17 protein-coding genes and 1 other RNA gene are annotated in these 17,305 nt (G+C 70.2%); 9 read left to right on the top strand and 9 right to left on the bottom strand.

What is annotated here, in order from left to right:
• Positions 1 to 73: 73 nt before the first annotated feature.
• Together P6281_RS10950 and P6281_RS10945 are read right to left on the bottom strand one after the other, a co-directional pair.
• Positions 74 to 1,636: an alpha/beta hydrolase gene (locus tag P6281_RS10950; RefSeq protein ID WP_085978340.1), complete on the bottom strand. Its 1,563-nt coding sequence runs from the start codon at positions 1,634 to 1,636 to the stop codon at positions 74 to 76.
• A 137-nt stretch (positions 1,637 to 1,773) separates the two neighbouring features.
• Complete coding sequence (locus tag P6281_RS10945; RefSeq protein ID WP_008255962.1) at positions 1,774 to 3,330, bottom strand: alpha/beta hydrolase; 1,557 nt, start codon at positions 3,328 to 3,330, stop codon at positions 1,774 to 1,776.
• A gap of 189 nt (positions 3,331 to 3,519) precedes the next feature.
• Between P6281_RS10945 and panB the strand changes: the two genes are divergently transcribed.
• Complete coding sequence (gene panB, locus P6281_RS10940; RefSeq protein WP_008255960.1) at positions 3,520 to 4,365, top strand: 3-methyl-2-oxobutanoate hydroxymethyltransferase; 846 nt, start codon at positions 3,520 to 3,522, stop codon at positions 4,363 to 4,365.
• 187 nt (positions 4,366 to 4,552) lie between these two features.
• Positions 4,553 to 5,761 (top strand): 1,4-beta-xylanase, encoded by a 1,209-nt coding sequence (locus P6281_RS10935; RefSeq protein WP_324738945.1) that lies wholly within the window; start codon positions 4,553 to 4,555, stop codon positions 5,759 to 5,761.
• 10 nt (positions 5,762 to 5,771) lie between these two features.
• On the opposite strand, the gene P6281_RS10930 is transcribed toward P6281_RS10935, so the two are convergent.
• Positions 5,772 to 6,152, bottom strand: a complete 381-nt coding sequence (locus tag P6281_RS10930; RefSeq protein WP_026071569.1) for a heme-binding protein — start codon at positions 6,150 to 6,152, stop codon at positions 5,772 to 5,774.
• A 128-nt stretch (positions 6,153 to 6,280) separates the two neighbouring features.
• On the opposite strand from P6281_RS10930, the gene P6281_RS10925 reads away from it, so the two are divergent.
• The 3 genes from P6281_RS10925 to P6281_RS10915 all read left to right on the top strand — a co-directional run bounded on the left by P6281_RS10925 (position 6,281) and on the right by P6281_RS10915 (position 9,506).
• On the top strand, positions 6,281 to 7,492 hold the full coding sequence (locus P6281_RS10925; RefSeq protein ID WP_324738878.1) for an FAD-dependent oxidoreductase: 1,212 nt from the start codon (positions 6,281 to 6,283) through the stop codon (positions 7,490 to 7,492).
• Between the two features lie 105 nt (positions 7,493 to 7,597).
• Positions 7,598 to 7,852 (top strand): hypothetical protein, encoded by a 255-nt coding sequence (locus P6281_RS10920; RefSeq protein WP_008255952.1) that lies wholly within the window; start codon positions 7,598 to 7,600, stop codon positions 7,850 to 7,852.
• Between the two features lie 91 nt (positions 7,853 to 7,943).
• On the top strand, positions 7,944 to 9,506 hold the full coding sequence (locus tag P6281_RS10915) for a CYTH and CHAD domain-containing protein (RefSeq protein WP_008255950.1): 1,563 nt from the start codon (positions 7,944 to 7,946) through the stop codon (positions 9,504 to 9,506).
• A gap of 19 nt (positions 9,507 to 9,525) precedes the next feature.
• Here P6281_RS10915 and rnpB read toward each other — a convergent pair.
• Positions 9,526 to 9,927: RNase P RNA component class A (gene rnpB, locus P6281_RS10910), an RNA gene on the bottom strand.
• Positions 9,928 to 10,014: 87 nt separating this feature from the next.
• On the opposite strand from rnpB, the gene P6281_RS10905 reads away from it, so the two are divergent.
• Positions 10,015 to 10,725, top strand: coding sequence for a 2OG-Fe(II) oxygenase (locus tag P6281_RS10905; RefSeq protein WP_008255948.1), 711 nt, complete (start codon positions 10,015 to 10,017; stop codon positions 10,723 to 10,725).
• A gap of 3 nt (positions 10,726 to 10,728) precedes the next feature.
• Here the strand turns inward: P6281_RS10905 and P6281_RS10900 are convergent, their stop codons facing one another.
• Positions 10,729 to 11,358, bottom strand: coding sequence for a class I SAM-dependent methyltransferase (locus tag P6281_RS10900; protein WP_008255946.1), 630 nt, complete (start codon positions 11,356 to 11,358; stop codon positions 10,729 to 10,731).
• A 46-nt stretch (positions 11,359 to 11,404) separates the two neighbouring features.
• Between P6281_RS10900 and P6281_RS10895 the strand changes: the two genes are divergently transcribed.
• From P6281_RS10895 to P6281_RS10885, 3 genes are all read left to right on the top strand, one after another.
• The gene (locus P6281_RS10895; protein WP_014379934.1) at positions 11,405 to 11,977 is read left to right on the top strand and encodes a helix-turn-helix domain-containing protein; all 573 of its coding nucleotides are present in this window, start codon (positions 11,405 to 11,407) and stop codon (positions 11,975 to 11,977) included.
• 84 nt (positions 11,978 to 12,061) lie between these two features.
• Positions 12,062 to 12,904 (top strand): helix-turn-helix domain-containing protein, encoded by an 843-nt coding sequence (locus P6281_RS10890; protein WP_324738944.1) that lies wholly within the window; start codon positions 12,062 to 12,064, stop codon positions 12,902 to 12,904.
• Positions 12,858 to 13,262 carry a VOC family protein gene (locus P6281_RS10885; protein WP_014379932.1) on the top strand — a complete coding sequence of 135 codons (405 nt, stop codon included), beginning with the start codon at positions 12,858 to 12,860 and terminating at the stop codon, positions 13,260 to 13,262. The genes P6281_RS10890 and P6281_RS10885 overlap by 47 nt, the downstream gene beginning before the upstream one ends.
• Here the strand turns inward: P6281_RS10885 and P6281_RS10880 are convergent.
• From P6281_RS10880 to cobC, 4 genes are read right to left on the bottom strand one after another with little or no spacing between them, the layout of a single operon-like run.
• Positions 13,251 to 14,390 carry a bifunctional RNase H/acid phosphatase gene (locus P6281_RS10880; RefSeq protein WP_008255937.1) on the bottom strand — a complete coding sequence of 380 codons (1,140 nt, stop codon included), beginning with the start codon at positions 14,388 to 14,390 and terminating at the stop codon, positions 13,251 to 13,253. The genes P6281_RS10885 and P6281_RS10880 overlap by 12 nt on opposite strands.
• Positions 14,387 to 15,124: a zinc ribbon domain-containing protein gene (locus P6281_RS10875; protein WP_008255935.1), complete on the bottom strand. Its 738-nt coding sequence runs from the start codon at positions 15,122 to 15,124 to the stop codon at positions 14,387 to 14,389. The genes P6281_RS10880 and P6281_RS10875 overlap by 4 nt, the downstream gene beginning before the upstream one ends.
• Positions 15,121 to 16,269: a Nif3-like dinuclear metal center hexameric protein gene (locus tag P6281_RS10870; RefSeq protein ID WP_008255933.1), complete on the bottom strand. Its 1,149-nt coding sequence runs from the start codon at positions 16,267 to 16,269 to the stop codon at positions 15,121 to 15,123. The genes P6281_RS10875 and P6281_RS10870 overlap by 4 nt, the downstream gene beginning before the upstream one ends.
• A complete protein-coding gene (gene cobC, locus P6281_RS10865) occupies positions 16,266 to 17,294 on the bottom strand; it encodes an Rv2231c family pyridoxal phosphate-dependent protein CobC (RefSeq protein WP_008255931.1) in 1,029 nt (342 codons plus the stop codon). The genes P6281_RS10870 and cobC overlap by 4 nt, the downstream gene beginning before the upstream one ends.
• Positions 17,295 to 17,305 lie beyond the last annotated feature (11 nt).

Raw genomic sequence — 17,305 nt, 5'->3', positions numbered from 1 at the left:
CAGTATGCAACGGCTGTTAATTCTGTGTTACCGATGCCCGCTCAGAACCGTTGCGATGGCCGCGACAGGCTGGTCAGGACCGGCAGGTGTAGGCGGCCGGCGGCGGCGTGCCCGCGACCAGGTAGCGCACCACGGCGTTGTCCACGCATTGGTCGCCGTTGAACACCGCGGTGTGCTGCGTGCCGTCGTAGGTGATCAGCGGGCCACCCAGCTGGCGCGCCAGGTTCACCCCGGCCTGATACGGGGTCGCCGGGTCGTGCGTGGTGGAGACGACGACGACCTTGCCCGGCGCCATGGCCGGCGCGGCGTGCGGCGCCGACGTCGGCGGCACCGGCCAGAGCGCGCACAAATCGCGGGGAGCGTTTCCGGTGAACGGCCCGTAGCTGAGGAAGGGCGCGGCCTGGCGGATCCGCTGATCCGCGGTCACCCAGCTGGCCTGGTCCGTCGGGTTCGGGGCATCGACGCAGCGGATCGCGTTGAACGCGTCCTGGTCGTTGGAGTAGTGCCCGTCGCGGCCGCGTCCCTGATAGTCGTCGGCGAGCAGCAGCAGGTCGCCGGCGTCGGTGCCGCGCGCCAGGCCGAGCAGGCCGCTGGTCAGGTATTTCCAGTGCGTCGGGGTGTAGAGCGCGTTGATGGTGCCGGTGGTCGCGTCGGCGTAGCTCAGCCCGCGTGGGTCCGCGGTGCGGGCGGGCTTGGTGGCCAGCGGGTCGACCAGGGCGTGGTAGCGGGCGACGAATTGGGACGGGTCGGTGCCCAGCGGGCAGCCCGGCGAGCGGGCACAGTCGGTGGCGTAGTCGTTGAAAGCCGTTTGAAATCCGGCCATTTGGTTGACGTTCTCGTCGATGGGGCCGACGGTCGGGTCGATGGCGCCGTCGAGCACCATCGCCCGCACGTGGTTGCCGAACTTCTCCAGGTAGGCGGTGCCCAGCTCGGTGCCGTAGCTGTATCCCAGGTAGTTGATCTGTTCGTCGCCCAGCGCCTGGCGCACCGCGTCCATGTCACGCGCGACGGACGCGGTGCCGGCGTTGGCCAGAAACGCGCTGCCCATCCGGTTGACGCATTGCTGGGCCAGCTGCCGGTAAAGCTGCTCGATGTGCGCGACACCGGCCGGGCTGTAGTCGACCATCGGTTCGCGCCGGTACGCGTCGAACTCGGCGTCGGTGCGGCAGCGCAGCGACGGAGTGGAGTGGCCCACCCCGCGCGGGTCGAAGCCGACCAGGTCGAAGTTGCGCCGCACGGGCGAGTTCTCCAGGTCCGGCGCCATCGCGGCCACCATGTCGACCGCCGAGCCGCCGGGCCCGCCGGGATTGACCAGCAACGACCCCATCCGTTGTCCGGTCGCGGGCACGCGGATGACCGCCAGTTTGGCCTGGGCGCCCCCGGGGCTGTTGTAGTCGATCGGGACCGACACCGTGGTGCATCGCGCGGCGGGGATATCGCTTGTGTCCGAGACGAATTGGTCGCAGCTCCCCCAGCCCTGCGGCACCGCGGCCGCCGGCGGGTTCGGCGCCGGGGTCTGCCCGGCACCGGGCTCGGGCGTGGCGCCGGCCACCGGCAGCGCGGCGGAACCACCGAGCACCAGACCGAACGAAAGCAGCGCCGAGCTCAACGATCTCAGGCGCGACATGGCAGTCATCGTTGCAGCCGCGGGTACCCGTGGCAGCGCGAAACGATTACGCCTTGGTCTCGGCTCTCAACCGGCTCGCGTCGCCACCGAGCGTGCACGCACGGCGACGAATCGACGAAAAACCCGCCGGGAGTGCACGTTCGGCGTCAGCACTTGGCGCCGCTGGGCGGCGTGGTGCCGCCGACCAGATAGGCCGTCACGTAGTTGTCGATGCAGCTGTCGCCCTGGAAGACGACGGTGTGCTGGGTTCCGTCGTAGGTCAGCAGCGAGCTGCGCAGCTGGTCGGCCAGGTCCACGCCGGCCTTGTAGGGGGTCGCCGGGTCGTGCGTGGTCGACACCACCACCGTGGGCGCCAGGCCGGGCGCGGAAATGGTGTGCGGCTTACTCGTCGGCGGTACCGGCCAGAACGCGCAGGTGCCCAGCGGCGCGTTGCCGGTGAACTGCCCGTAACTCATGAACGGTGCGATCTCCCGGGAGCGGCGGTCTTCGTCAATCACCTTGGCGCGGTCGGTGATCGGCGGCTGGTCGACGCAGTTGACCGCCACCCGCGCGTCGGTGGCGTTGGTGTAGTGGCCGTGGGCGTCGCGGCGCATGTACATGTCGGCCAGGGCGAGCAGGGTGTCGCCGTGGTGGTCGACGAGTTCGGACAGGCCGTCGGTCAGGTGGTGCCACAGGTTCGGTGAGTACAGCGCCATGATGGTGCCGACGATGGCGTCGCTGTAGCTCAGCCCGCGCGGGTCGTTGGTCGGGACCGGCCGGCCGATCATGGGGTTGTTGGGGTCGACCATCGGGTCGACCAGGCTGTGGTAGACGTCGACGGCCTTGGCCGGGTCGGTGCCCAGCGGGCAGCTCGGTTGCTTCGCGCAGTCGGCGGCGTAGTTGTTGAACGCGTCCTGGAATCCCTTGGCCTGCCGCAGGTCGGCCTCGATGGGATCGGCGTTGGGGTCGACGGCCCCGTCGAGGATCATCGCCCGCACCTTATTCGGGAACGCCTCGGCGTACGCCGAGCCGATCCGGGTGCCATAGGAGTAGCCGAGGTAGGTCAGCTTGTCGTCGCCAAGCGCGGCCCGGATGGCGTCGAGGTCCCTGGCGACGTTGACCGTCCCGATGTTGGCCAGAAAGCCCTTGCCCATCTTGTCGACGCAACGGCCGACGAACTGCTTGGTCTCGTCCTCGATGTGGGCCACGCCGGCCGGGCTGTAGTCGACGTTGGGCTCGGTGCGCAGCCGGTCGTTGTCGGCGTCGGAGTTGCACCAGACCGCGGGGCGCGACGCGCCCACCCCGCGGGGATCGAAGCCGACCAAATCGAACCGTTCGCGGACCCGCTTCGGCAGCGACTGGACGACGCCCAACGCCGCTTCAATGCCGGACTCCCCCGGCCCGCCGGGGTTGATCACCAACGAACCGATCTTGTCGCCGGTCGCGGGAAAACGGATCATCGCCAGCGTGGCGTCGTCGCCGTCGAGGTTGTCGTAGTCGACCGGAACCGCGAGCTTGCCGCACAACGCGCCGGCCGGCAGCTTGACCTTCGGGTTCGCGGCCCGGCACGGCGTCCACTCCACCGCCTGGCCCAGCTTGGGTTCGGACATGACGGCGCGCCCCACCACCACGCGCGCGCAGCCCGCCACCAGCAGCGCGACGGCAGCGACCGACGTCCAGATCAGCAGCGTGCGCGCGCGCGTGCCTCGGCGAGTCAAACCCATGCCAACATATGCTGCCAGAGGAAACCTGAGATCCTGATCAGCGGCACCGCCGCGCGCGGAGCATGGCCTGTCTCACACTGTCGCGCCGTTTCAACCGCGCCGAAGAAATGGCAGAATGACACCGTCAGACGAACCCGGGGACCCGCTTTGGGCCACGAGGATCGACCCGACCACCCACTAGGGACAATGATGTCTGAGCACAACGTTTACGGTGCCAACTCGCCTGCGCCCGCGCAGCCGCTCACCAAGATCCGCACCCACCACCTGCAGAAGTGGAAGGCCGAGGGGCACAAGTGGGCGATGCTCACGGCCTACGACTATTCGACCGCCCGCATTTTCGACGAGGCGGGCATCCCGGTCCTGCTGGTCGGCGACTCGGCGGCCAACGTCGTCTACGGCTACGACACCACCGTGCCGGTGTCGGTCGACGAACTGATCCCGTTGGTCCGCGGCGTGGTGCGCGGCGCCCAGCACGCCATGGTCGTCGCGGACCTGCCGTTCGGCAGCTACGAGGCCGGGCCCGCCGCCGCGCTGGCCGCCGCCACGCGGTTCATGAAGGAGGGCGGCGCGCACGCGGTGAAGCTCGAGGGCGGCGAGCGGGTCGCCGAGCAGATCGCCTGCCTGACCGCCGCCGGCATCCCCGTGATGGCGCACATCGGGTTCACCCCGCAGAGCGTGAACAGCCTCGGCGGCTTCCGGGTCCAGGGCCGCGGCGACGCGGCCGAACAGACCGTCGCGGACGCGATCGCCGTCGCCGAGGCCGGGGCGTTCTCCGTGGTGATGGAGATGGTGCCGGCCGAGCTGGCCACCCAGATCACCGGCAAGCTGACCATTCCGACCATCGGGATCGGGGCCGGACCGAACTGCGACGGCCAGGTCCTGGTCTGGCAGGACATGGCCGGCATGAGCAGCGGCAAGGCCGCCCGCTTCGTCAAGCGCTTCGCCGACATCGGCGGGGAATTGCGCCGCGCCGCAACGCAATATGCGCAAGAGGTGGCCGGTGGGGTTTTCCCCGCCGACGAACACTGCTTCTGATCCGGCGCGCCACCGCACGATTCACGGCACGTCCTGCTGCGCGCCGGGACCACCGCGCTGAGGGTCCCGCCTCGTTGACCACCACGTTACCCCGGTCACAACGAAAGTGCCGAAAAACGTTGTGTGGCAGGCATGTACGATCGTTGTTAAGAGACGATCCGGACTCAAAAGAGCAAAGGTGGACCACATCGACCGGGGGGACCGTGGTGGCTTCGTACACCGTCGAACGGTGCTGAAGTTCCCGCTGCTAGTGGCAGGAGGCATCGTTTTGGCCCGCACACCGCACGCGTCCGCGCAGCCGCCGCGCACCTCGCCGCAGGCAAGCCGATGGTCACCCGAGCGAGCCAACCGCTGGTATCAAGCGCAGGGCTGGCCGGTGGGCGCCAACTACATCACGTCCAATGCCATCAACCAGCTGGAGATGTTCCAGGCCGATACCTTCGATCCCGGGCGCATCGACACCGAACTGGGCTGGGCCCAGTCCAACGGGTTCAACGCGGTGCGGGTCTTTTTGCACGATCTGCTCTGGGCGCAGGACCACCGCGGGTTCCAGGGCCGGCTCGCGCGGTTTGTCGACATCGCGGCCCGCCACGGCATCAAACCCCTGTTCGTGCTGTTCGATTCGTGTTGGGATCCGTTCCCGCGCCCGGGTCCGCAGCCCGCGCCGCGGCCCGGCATCCACAACTCCGGCTGGGTGCAGAGCCCGGGCGCCGAGCGCCTCGGCGACCGCGGCTACGTCCGCACCCTGCGCGGTTATGTCACCGGGGTCCTGACCCAATTCCGCAATGACGACCGCATTTTGGGCTGGGACCTGTGGAACGAGCCGGACAACCCCGCGGACACCTACGCCTCAGTGGAGCGCAAGGACAAGCTCGACCTGGTCGCCAACCTGCTCCCCCAGGTGTTCGAGTGGGCGCGGTTGGTCGATCCCCGCCAGCCCTTGACGAGCGGCGTGTGGCACGGCGAGTGGGCCGACCCGGCGCGCCGCAGCGTCATCGCCGGGATCCAGCTCGACAACTCCGACGTCATCACCTTCCACTGCTACGGCGAGCCGGCGGCGTTCGAGAGGCGCATCGCCGAGCTCGTCCCGCCGGGGCGCCCGATCCTGTGCACCGAGTACATGGCCCGGCCGCTGGGCAGCACGGTGCAAAACATCCTGCCGATCGCGAAGCGCACCGGCGTCGGCGCGTTCAACTGGGGATTCGTCGCCGGCAAAACCCAGACGTACTTTCCCTGGGACTCCTGGGACCACCCGAACCCGGATCCGGCGATGCCGCAGGAATGGTTTCACGACTTGCTCGGTCCCGACGGACGGCCGTTCCGCGACACCGAGATTGAGACGATCCTCGAGTTGAGCGACCTGGCGATGCATCTGCGGCCGCCGCCGGCCGGCTGACCCGCAGGCGTCAGCGGCACCGATTCTGGAAGTCGGTGAGCGGCTGGCGAATGCCCTCGAGGTCGGCGTGGGTCTGCGGGTTGGCGTCCATGTACTGCTTCAACTGATCACGCATGTCGCTGCGCGGCTGGCCCTTCAAGCTGGTGAAGTAGTCGTTGACGTCGGGGTGCGTGAACAGGTACGCCGACGTGGCCGCGGCGACGCCCGAGGACACCTGGGCCAGGTCGGCCGCCGTGCAATTGGGTTGCGACGCGGGCGCCGGCTCCGGCTCGTCGGCCGGCACGTCCGCGGCGGCCCAACCCGCCGTCGCGAAAAGCATTGCCACAGTGGCCGCGCAGGCCGCCATCCCGCCGGCAACGGCCCGGGCCGCCGGGCGAACAAAAGACCCCATGCAAACGCTCCTTCGTCGACCATCGCCCAAGGCGAGCGGTATTCGTACCGCAAACCATAAGGGGTTTGCCCGCCGCGCACGCGCGAATCAGGCGGCAAACGAGTGCGCGACCGCGGTAGGGTCGGGCCGTGGCGGAAGTGCTTCAGACCCAGGCTTGCGTAGCCGGTGGGGGCCCCGCCGGTCTCGTTCACGCGCTCTTGCTCGCCCGCGCGGGGATCCGGGTTGTCGTCTTGGAGAAGCACAATGACTTCCTGCGCGACTTCCGCGGCGACACGGTGCACCCGAGCACCCTGCGGATCATGGACGAGCTCGGGCTGGTCGATGAGCTTCTGCGCCTGCCGCACACCAAAGTCGACCGCGTCGCGTTCGACACCGACGGGACGATCCGCACCTTCGGCAACTTCGGCGTGCTCAAACGGTTGGGTTTCAAACAGCCGTACATCGCGTTGATGCCGCAGTGGGACTTCCTCGACTTCCTCGCCGAAAAGGCCTCTGCCTACCCGGAATTCACGCTGATCCGCAACGCCGAAGTCAAGGACCTGATCTTTGACGGCGATCGGGTGATCGGGGCGCGCACGCCCGAAGTGGAGGTGCGCGCCGACCTGGTCGTCGGCGCGGACGGGCGCAAGTCCGCGGTGCGGGCGGCGGCCGGCCTAAGGACCGCCGCCGCGCACTCCCCGATGGACGTGCTGTGGTTTCGGCTCAACTGGCGACCCGGCGATCCGCAGGAGCTGTACGGGGTGGCCCGTCGGGGCCTCACCATGGCGCTGATCTACCGGGGCGACTATTGGCAGATCGCGTATCTGATGCCCAAGGGGTCCGACCCCCGCGACGGGTCGCTGGAGGCGTTCAAAGAGCGCATCGTGGCGGCGCGGCCACAGCTGCGCGAACACGTCGACGACCTTCGTTCCTGGGACCAGACCAGTCAGCTCGACGTGCGGGTGGACCGGCTCGAGAGGTGGTGGCGCACCGGCCTGCTGTGCATCGGGGACGCGGCCCACGCCATGTCGCCGATCGGTGGCGTCGGCATCAATCTGGCTGTCGCCGATGCGGTGGCGGCCGCCAACATCCTGTGCGCCCCACTGCGCGACGGACGTCTGCGCGACGCGGACCTCGCCAAGGTGCAGCGTCGGCGAGAGCTGCCCGCCCGGGTCATCCAGGCGATCCAGGTGTTCGCACAGGACCGGGTGATCGCGCCCAATCTGAACGGCGGTGACCTGTCACCCATCCCGATCCCCGCGATCGTGGGACGGGGCCCGCTGCGCTCCATCCCGCCGATCGCCTTCGGGCGCGGCCTTCGTCCCGAACACGTCCGCACCCCGAACGTGCACACCGCTTAACACTTTTCTGCGGCGGCGTCGGAGGCGGCGTCGATATTCAGATTCCGGGCCCGCCCGCCGCGCTGTGACGGCACAATGCACTGAGGGGTCGGAAGGAGAGTGCAGATGAATCGCCGCCGCGGGCTTGCCGCATTGCTGGTGTTCTCGGGCGTGGTGTCCGTCCCCGCGATTCTCACCGCGGCGCCATCCGCCGATCGGGTCGAAGCGACCGTGTGCGTGGGCGCGGGCCGACGCATCTCGGTAAGCGGCTGCACCAACATCGCCGACAACATCGCCCGCTATGCCCCTCCACCCGCGGTCTATGCGCCGCTGCCGGAGGACGAGACGACGGCTCCGCCCCCTCCTCCGCCGCCGCCATAACGTCGTCACCTCCGTATGGCAGGCTATGGGTCTCATCCCCACCGTCCACCACGTTCAAGGCCGCGGCGACGCGCCCTCAACGGAGCCGAAGATGCCTGCAAAAACGCCGCAGACCTCGCGTCACCTGGAGGTAGAGCGCAAATTCGATGTCGGCGAGTCCACCGTGTCGCCGTCGTTCGAAGGGATCGCCGCGGTCGCCCACGTCGAGAAGGCGCCGACGCAAACCCTGGATGCGACGTACTTCGACACGCCCGCACATGACCTCGCGCGCAACAAGATCACGCTGCGCCGCCGCACCGGCGGCTCCGACGCCGGGTGGCACCTGAAGCTGCCGGCCGGGCCCGACGCGCGCACCGAGGTCCGGGCGCCGCTGGACGCGTCCGGACCCGACGGCAACAACACCGTGCCCGCCGAGTTGGCCGACGTCGTGCTGGCGATCGTCCGTGACCGTCCGCTGCAGCCGGTCGCGCGCATCACCACCGAGCGCGAGAGCCAGGTGTTGTACGACGCCGCGGGCGTCGCGCTGGCCGAGTTCAGCAACGACTCCGTCACCGCATGGTCGACGCGGGGGCCCGATGACAGCTCCGATGAATCCGGTGCGCCGCCCACCGAGCTCGAATGGCGGGAGTGGGAATTGGAGCTCCTCGAAGCGGGCGGCCACTCCAACGGCGCGGCCGGCACCGAACTGCTGAACCGGTTGAGCAACCGGCTGCTGGACGCCGGCGCCGCGCCCGCCGGACACGGCTCCAAGCTGGCGCGGGTGCTCGGCACCCCGCCACCGCCCAACGGCGCGCAGCCGAGCGAGGATCCGTTGCAGCGCGCCATCGCCGAGCAGGTCCGCGAGCTGCTGGTGTGGGATCGCGCCGTGCGCGCCGACGCCTACGACTCCATCCACCAGATGCGGGTGACCACCCGCAAGCTGCGCAGCCTGCTGCGCGACTACCAGGATTCGTTCGGCTTGCCCGACGAGGGGTGGGTCCTGGACGAGCTGCGTGAGCTCGCCGGGATTTTGGGGATGGCGCGCGACGCCGAGGTGCTCGCCGAGCGCTACGAGCGTGACTTGGACGGGCTCGCACCGGAATTGGTGCGCGGTCCGGTGCGCGAACGGCTGGTCGGGGGCGCGCAGCGCCGCTACCAGACCGGCCTGCGCCGCTCGTTGATCGCGATGCGCTCGCAACGCTACTTCCGGTTGCTCGACTCCCTGGAGGCGATCGCGGTCCAAACCCCCGGCGCCGCCGCGGCCGAGGAGCAGGCCCCGGTCACCGTCGAGGCCGCGTACAAGAAGGTCCGCAAGGCCGCCAAGGCCGCCGCCCAGGTCGATCGGGAGAACCCCGGCGACCACCACCGCGACGAAGCGATACATCGAATCCGCAAGCGCGCCAAGCGACTTCGATACACCGCGGCCGCCACCGGGGAAGCCAAAGTGTCCGAGCGGGCCAAGGCCGTGCAGTCGCTGCTCGGTGATCACCAAGACAGCGTGGTCAGCCGGGAACACCTGCGCCAGGAAGCGGACATCGCACACGCCGCCGGCGAGGACACCTTCACCTACGGCCTGCTGTATCAGCGGGAAGCCGACCTGGCGCAGCGGTGCCGCCGCGAACTCGACGGCACGCTGCGCAAGCTCGCCAAGGCGGTGCGCAAGGCCGGGCACTAGTCGCCGAAGGGGCTGAAGGCGGACGAGTTGGCCTGTAAGCCGGATTCTGTTCCCCACCGCCGCGCGTGAGCAACGGCGGTGCGGCGGCGACCATCCATCTGGACACACCGTCACCGGGTGCCTCGAGCGGCCTACCCGCAGGCTCGGGCGAGCAGCCCTCGAACGCCTGCGCGGCCGCACCAGCGGTACGGCCTTCTTGGCCTTGCTTCGGGTGGGGTTTGCCGAGCCACCCCGGTCACCCGGGATGCTGGTGCGCTCTTACCGCACCGTTTCACCCTTACCACCGCGAGGGTGGCGGTCTGTTTTCTGTGGCACTTTCCCGCGAGTCACCTCGGATTGCCGTTAGCAATCACCCTGCTCTGTGAAGTCCGGACTTTCCTCGAACCGCCTTGCGACGGCCCGCGGCCGCCCGGCCAACTCGTCCGCGACGATAAACGGTACCCGCTGCACCCGGCCGGGGCCAGCAACCGTTTACCGTGGACTCGGATCACGAATGGGAAGGCCCGCGATGTCCCGGTGGAAAAGGCGTGTCGATTCAGGCGATTGGGACGCGATCGCCGCCGCGGTCGACGAGTACGGCGGGGCGCTGCTGCCGCGACTGATCACGCCCAGCGAGGCGGCGCGGCTGCGCGCGCTCTACGCCGACGACGCCCTGTTCCGCTCCACGATCGACATGGCGCCCAAACGGTACGGGTCCGGGCAGTACCGCTATTTCCACGCGCCCTACCCGGCGCCGATCGAGGAACTCAAACAGGCGCTCTATCCGCGGCTTCTGCCGATCGCCCGCGACTGGTGTGCCAAGCTCGGCCGGGACGCGCCCTGGCCGGACCGCCTCGACGACTGGCTGGCGGCCTGCCACGCCGCCGGCCAGACCCGATCCACCGCCCTGATGCTGAAATACGGTGCGGGCGACTGGAATGCGCTGCACCGGGACCTCTACGGGGACCTGGTGTTCCCCCTGCAGGTGGTGATCAATCTCAGCGACCCGGCCACCGATTACACCGGCGGGGAGTTCCTGCTGGTCGAGCAGCGACTGCGGGCGCAATCCCGGGGCACGGCAACACAATTGCCGCAGGGACACGGCTACGTCTTCACCACGCGGGAGCGGCCGGTGCCCTCGGCCCGCGGTTGGTCCGCGGCACCGGTGCGCCACGGCGTGTCCGTGGTTCGCACCGGGCAGCGCTACGCCATGGGACTGATCTTTCACGACGCGGCGTGAGGGTTATCGGTCTCGCCGCAAGGCGATCACGTGGTCGGGCACCCTGGCCGTTTCCCCGTTGACGGTCATTTCGCGTTCGACGGCCTCGGCCCGCAGCCGCGTCCAGGCGGCGGTGTCCAGCCGCAACGAGGCGATCACCTCCTCGATGCCGAGGAAGGAGTGATCGTGGTGCTGCGCCCACGGCGGCACCGCCCCGTGGTCCACGATCAGCAGCACGCCACCGGGATTCACCCGTTCGGCGGCGTGCCGCAGCACGTCTTCGCGGTCCAGGCGGGCCGGCGAATGAAAGTACTGGGCGGAGATCAGGTCGAACATCCCTTGCGGGAACGTCTCGTTGAGGTTGTGCCGCTGAAAGTCGATGCGGGAGGCCATATTCCGCGCCGATGCGGCCGCGCGGGCGCGTTGCAGCGCGGTGTCAGAGACGTCGACGGCCACCACCTGCCAGCCGCGGTCGGCCAGCCACAGGGCGTCGGCTCCCTCCCCGCAGCCCAGGTCCAGGGCGCGGCCCGGCGGCAGGTCGGCGACCACCTCGGCGAGCCGGGGGTTGACCCGGCCGCTCCACACCCGCTCGGTCGAACGGTAGCGGTCTTCCCAGAATTGCTGGGCATCATCGGGTTTGCACGAACTGTCCATACCGCGAGCTTGCCGATTCCGCCCCGACTTGCCAAGCTGAATTGCCATGCAGGCAAAAACCCCCGATATCGACCTGGTGGTGCGGCGCAGACTGCGGGAGCTGCGCGCGCAGCGCGGCATGACGCTGCAGGAGGTCGGCGAGCGGGCGGGCATCGACGTCTCGACGCTGAGCCGCCTGGAGTCCGGCAAACGGCGCCTGGCGCTGGATCATCTGCCGCGGCTGGCCCGGGCCCTGTCGGTGAGCACCGACGAGCTGCTGCAGACCTCGTCGGCGCCGGACCCGCGGGTGCGCGGCGCCGCGCACACCCACCACGGCGTCACCTACTGGCCGCTGACCCGTCAGGGCCCCGCCGGTGGCCTGCACGCGTTCAAGGTTCGGGTCAGCGCCCGGCGGCGCAATCCGCCCGCCGAGCTGCCCGTGCATGAGGGCCAGGACTGGATGTACGTGCTCTCCGGCCGGATGCGCCTCATCCTCGGCGACCGCGACTTCACCATCGACCCGGGCCAGGCCGTCGAATTCTCGACGTGGACGCCGCACTGGTTCGGCGTGGTGGACGGGCCGGTGGAGGCGATCGTGATCTTCGGCCCGCACGGCGAGCGGCTGCACCTGCACAGCTGACCGGTGCGGCGTTAGCGTGGAGCGATGGACCGGGGCTCGGAATACCACTTGGCGCCGCCGCACAGTGCGCCGGGCGTGACGTCCATGGTCGGATACCGCACGCTCGACGTTCCCGAGACCGTGCACCGCGGCATGCCATCCGCGATGTTGACGTTCATCGTCAGCCTCGACGACGGGGTGGAAGCCGGCGACAGCGCCGACGCGCTGGCCGTCGCGCGCCCCAACCCGCTGCTGCTGAGCGGGCTGCACGTGCAGGCCAGCCACGTGCGTCAGCGCCGGGGCCAGGCCGGCGTGCAGCTGGCGGTGCATCCGCTCGCATCGCGCGCGCTGTTCGGCGTGCCGAGCGCCGAGCTTCCCGTCGCCGAGTACGACGCGACCGCCGTGCTGGATCGCGGCGGCCGCGAATTGCACGATCGCGTGACCGAGGCGCACGGCTGGCCGGACGTGTTCGCCCTGGTGGCCCGCTACCTCATCGAGGCGCGGCGGCGCCGCGAGAGCGCGACCGTGCGTCCCGAGGTCGCGCATGCCTGGCACCTGCTGGAGCGCAGCCGGGGCCGGATACCGGTGGCCGCGGTGGCGGAGACGGTCGGCGTGACCACCCGGCACCTGACGACGCTGTTCGGCCAGGAGGTCGGCCGCTCGCCCAAGACGGTGGCGATGCTGATGCGCTTCCAGCACGCGACGGCGCGCATCGCCGCGTCGGCGCGCCGGCACGGACGCGTCGACCTCGCGGGGGTCGCGGCCGCCACGGGGTACAGCGACCAGGCGCACCTGACCCGCGAATTCGTCCGGTTCGTCGGAGTGCCGCCGCGACGGTGGCTGGCCGACGAGTTCCGAAACATTCAAGACGGCGGCCACTCGTTCGACGCACAGTGGGACCATGACCGCTTCGAATCCGACCGTCTGGTTGACATTGCAGGCCCATGACGCCCCCACGCTGATCGATTACTACGTCGAGACATTCGGCTTCGTCCTCACGGCGCGCTACGGCCAGGGCGAGACCGTCGATCACGCGCAACTGAACTGGCCGTACGGCTGCGGAGGGATCATGCTGGGCAGCCACAAGCCCGACGCGCAGTGGTGCCGCGAACCGGGCACCGCCGGCGGCTACGTCGTCACCGCCGATCCCGACGCGCTCTACGAACGGGTGCTGCGGCACAAGGCCGAGGTGGTGCGGCCGCTGGCCGAAACCGACTACGGCGCACGCGAATTCACCGTCCGCGATCCCGAAGGCAACCTGTGGTCCTTCGGCGATTACGGCGGCGCGTCGCCCTCAGCCGGCTAGGTACGCCGTCTGGTTCACCAAGCGCACCGAAGAGGCTCCGTCGGAATAGAATTCGGCGATGCTCAGCGACGCCAGATCGAGGTGCAGCCGGTACAAGATGCCCGGCCCGGCGTCCAGCGCCTCCCGCAGCAGCATCTTGATCGGCGTCACGTGAGACACCACCAGCACCGTCGTGCCTTGCTGGGTGGCGAGGACGCGGTCACGGATCCGTGACACCCGGTCGTGCACCGCGTCGAAGCTCTCGCCGCCCGGCGGGGCGGTGCTGGTGTCGCGCAGCCAACGACGGTGCAGTTCCGGGTCGCGCTCGGCGGCCTCGGCGAACGTCAGCCCCTCCCAGGCCCCGAAATCGGTCTCGATCAGGTCGTCGTCGACGGTCACATCGAGGCCCAGGGCCTTGGCCGCCGCCGCCGCGGTGTCGTAGGCCCGCTGCAGTGGGGAGGAGAAGACCGCCGAAATCCCGCCGCGCTGAGCCAGATACCGCGCCGCCGCGTCGGCCTGCCGCCGCCCCACCTCGGTGAGCGCCGGGTTGCCGCGCCCCGAATAGCGGCGCTGCACCGACAGCTCCGTCTGCCCGTGTCGCAGCAGCAGCAGCCGGGTGGGGGTGCCGCGCGCGCCGGTCCAGCCCGGCGCCGTCGGCGACGGTGCCGCAACGGTTTTCGCCGTCTCGGCGCCGGGGGGCTCGGGCTTTTCGGCCGGCTCGGGCGTCTCCGCCGCACCGTTGGCCCGGGCCGCGGCGTCCATCGCCTCGTTGGCCAACCGATCGGCGTGCGAATTGCGCTCCCGCGGAATCCACGAGTAGCTGATCCTGTCGAACCGCGCCGCCAGCGCTCGGGCCTGGGCATGCAGCTCGATCAGGTCGGGGTGCTTGACCTTCCACCGCCCGGACATCTGTTCCACCAGCAGCTTGGAATCCAGATACACCGCGGCCTCGCTGGCGCCGAGCTTGAGGGCGTCGTCCAAACCGGCTATCAGGCCGCGGTATTCGGCGACGTTGTTGGTGGCCCGGCCGATGGCCTGCTTGTTCTCGGCGAGGACGGTCGCGCGGTCCTCGGTCCACACCACCGCGCCGTAGCCGGCCGGTCCGGGGTTGCCGCGTGATCCGCCGTCGGCTTCGATGACGACCTTCACTGATCGAATCCCTTGACCCGCAGCAGGATCGCGCCGCATTCCGGGCATCGCACCACGTCGTCTTCGGCGGCGGCCGAGATGCGGGCCAGCTCCCCGCGGTCGATCTCGAGCCGGCAGGCCCCGCACCGCTTTCCCAGCAGCTGCGCGGCGCCCGGCCCTCCCCCGGCGCGCTGCCGTTCGTAGAGCGCGGACAGGGCCGGGTCCAGCGCGGCGCTCAGCGAGTCGCGTTGTGACGAATGCAGCTCGCGGGCTTCGGTGAGCTCGGCGAGCGCGGCGTCGAGCGCCTGCCGCGCACCGGCCATTTCGGCCTCCAGGGTGTCGAGGGCCTTCTGCTCGGTGTCCAGCTGGGACTGCAGCTCCTCGCGACGTTCCATCACCTCGAGCAGGGAATCCTCCAGGCTGGTCTGGCGACGCTGCAGGGTCTCCAGCTCGTGCTGCAGGTCCGCCAGTTGTTTGGCGTCGGTCGCTCCCGACTGCAGCAGCGCCCGGTCACGGTCTTCGCGCTGGCGCACCGCGTCGATCTCCGATTCGAGCCGCTTGACGTGGGCGTCGATGTCTTCCAGGGCGATCCGCACCGCACCGATGCGGTCGCCGGCGGCGTCGTATTCCTCCTGCATGCGCCGGCAGGCCTCCTGCTCCGGCAGATGGGCCGCCCGGTGCGTGAGGCGGGACAGCTCGGCATCCAGTTTCGACAACTCGAGCAGCGAACGTTGCTGTGCCACTTCGGCTTTCATGACCCTTCTCCCCCGGACTCGTTGTCACCGCGCTCGACATTCCAAGGGTCGGTGCGAATCGCGCTCACTCGCACCGCAAGCTCCGCACCGAAACGCGACCGCAGCAGGTCGGCGGCCTGTTCGCACCACGGGAATTCACTTGCCCAATGTGCCACATCGATCAGGGCAACGTCCGAGGCGCGGCGGTGCTCGTCGGCGGGGTGGTGCCGCAGATCGGCCGTGACGTAGGCCTGCACCCCCGCGCCGGCCGCGGCGGCCAGCAGCGAATCTCCGGCGCCGCCGCAGACGGCGACCCGCGAAACCGGCATGTCGGGGTCACCCGCGGCCCGCACCCCCCAGGACGTCCGCGGCAACGCGGCGTGCACGCGGGAGACGAAGTCGCGCAACGGTTCCGGTCGGGCCAGCGTGCCGACGCGGCCCAGCCCGGCGTCGCCGGGTGGGGGGACCATCGCGAAGATGTCGAACGCGGGCTCCTCGTAGGGGTGGGCGGCGCGCAGGGCCGCCAGCACCGCGGCCCGGACCCGCGCGGGCGCGACGACCTCGAACCGGTCCTCGGGGACCCGCTCGACGTTGCCGACGCTGCCCACCGCGGGCGAGGCCCCCTCGTGCGGCAGGAACTGCCCGATCCCGGTGACGGTCCAGCTGCAATGCGAGTAGTCGCCGATGTGGCCGGCCCCGGCGTCAAACACCGCCGCCTGCACCGCTTCCGCGTTCTCGTTGGGCACGTAGATGACCCACTTGTCGAGGCCGGGCGCACCCGTCGCCGGCTCCAGCGCGGCCTCGACATCGAGCCCGAGGGCGGCCGCCAGCGCGTCGGACACACCCGGGTTGGCCGAGTCGGCGTTGGTGTGCGCGGTGAACAGCGAACGCCCGGTCCGGATCATCCGGTGCACGAGCGCGCCCTTGGGCGTGCTGGCCGCCACGGTGTCCACCCCCCGCAACAGCAGCGGGTGATGGACCAGCAGCAGGCCGGCGTCGGGAACCTCGTCGACGACCGCGGGCGTCGCGTCGACCGCGACGGTCACCGACTCCAGCTTGTCGTCGGGGTCACCGCATACCAGGCCCACCGAATCCCATGCCTCGGCAAGCCGAGGCGGGTACGCCTCATCGAGCACCGCGATGACGTCGGCCAGCTTCACGCTCACCGGCGCACCTCCGAAATCGCCTGCACCAGCAGCGGCCACTCCCGGCGCACCGCGGCCCGCAGGTACTGCTCGTCCAAGCCGACGAACGTATCACAGCGACGGATGGCAATTCCCCTGTCATGCAGTCGTTTTCGCAATGCAACGGCCTCCGGCATGCGGAACAGCACGAACGGCGCCCGGCCGTCGACCACGTCGGCGCCCACCGACGCCAGCCCGGCCACCATCTCGGCGCGCAGCCGCCCCAGTCGCGCCGCCCCGGCTGCCGCGTCGGCAACCGCCTGCGGGGCGCAACACGCCGCGATGGCCGCCAGCTGCAGCGTGCCCACCGGCCAGTGCGCCCGCGTGGCGGTCAACCGCGCCAACACCTGCGGCGACCCCAGCGCGTAGCCCACCCGCAGCCCGGCCAGCGCCCACGTCTTGGTCAAGCTGCGCAGCACCAGCACGTCGGGCAGCGCGTCACCGGCCAGCGATTCGGGCTCCCCGGGAATCGAGTCTGCGAAGGCCTCGTCGACTACCAGGATCCGGCCGGGCCGGCGCAACGCGAGCAGCTCCTCGCGGCGGTGCAGCACCGAGGTGGGATTGGTGGGATTGCCCACCACGACAAGGTCGGCGTCCTCGGGGGCCACCGCGCCCGCGAGGTCGAACGGCGGCCGCAGCACCACGTGGTGCACCGGCACTCCGGCGGCACTCAGCGCCGCCTCCGGCTCGGTGAATGCCGGCGCGATGATCGCCGCCCGCGCCGGGCGCAGGTTGCCCAGCAGCGCGAAGGCCTCGGCCGCCCCGGCCAACGGCAGCACCTCGTCGCGGGCCCGGCCGTGCCGCTGGGCGGCCGCGTCCTGCGCCGCGCGGACGTCGTCGACGCCCGGGTAGCGCGCCAGGTCGGGCAGCCGCGCGGCCAGCCGCCCCAGCAGCCAGTCGGGCGGTTGGCCGTGACGGACGTTGACGGCGAAGTCCAGCATCCCGGGCGCGACGGCCTGATCGCCGTGATAGCGCGCCGCAGGCGGGCTCAGGTTCAGACTCGCCATCCGTGAAACAC

It is taken from the genome of Mycobacterium sp. 5-140-3-2, assembly GCF_035666375.1.
Classification (GTDB): Bacteria; Actinomycetota; Actinomycetes; order Mycobacteriales; family Mycobacteriaceae; genus Mycobacterium; species Mycobacterium intracellulare.
Note: the sequence above shows the minus strand (reverse complement) of the source record. Positions and strands in the feature narration are given on the sequence as shown.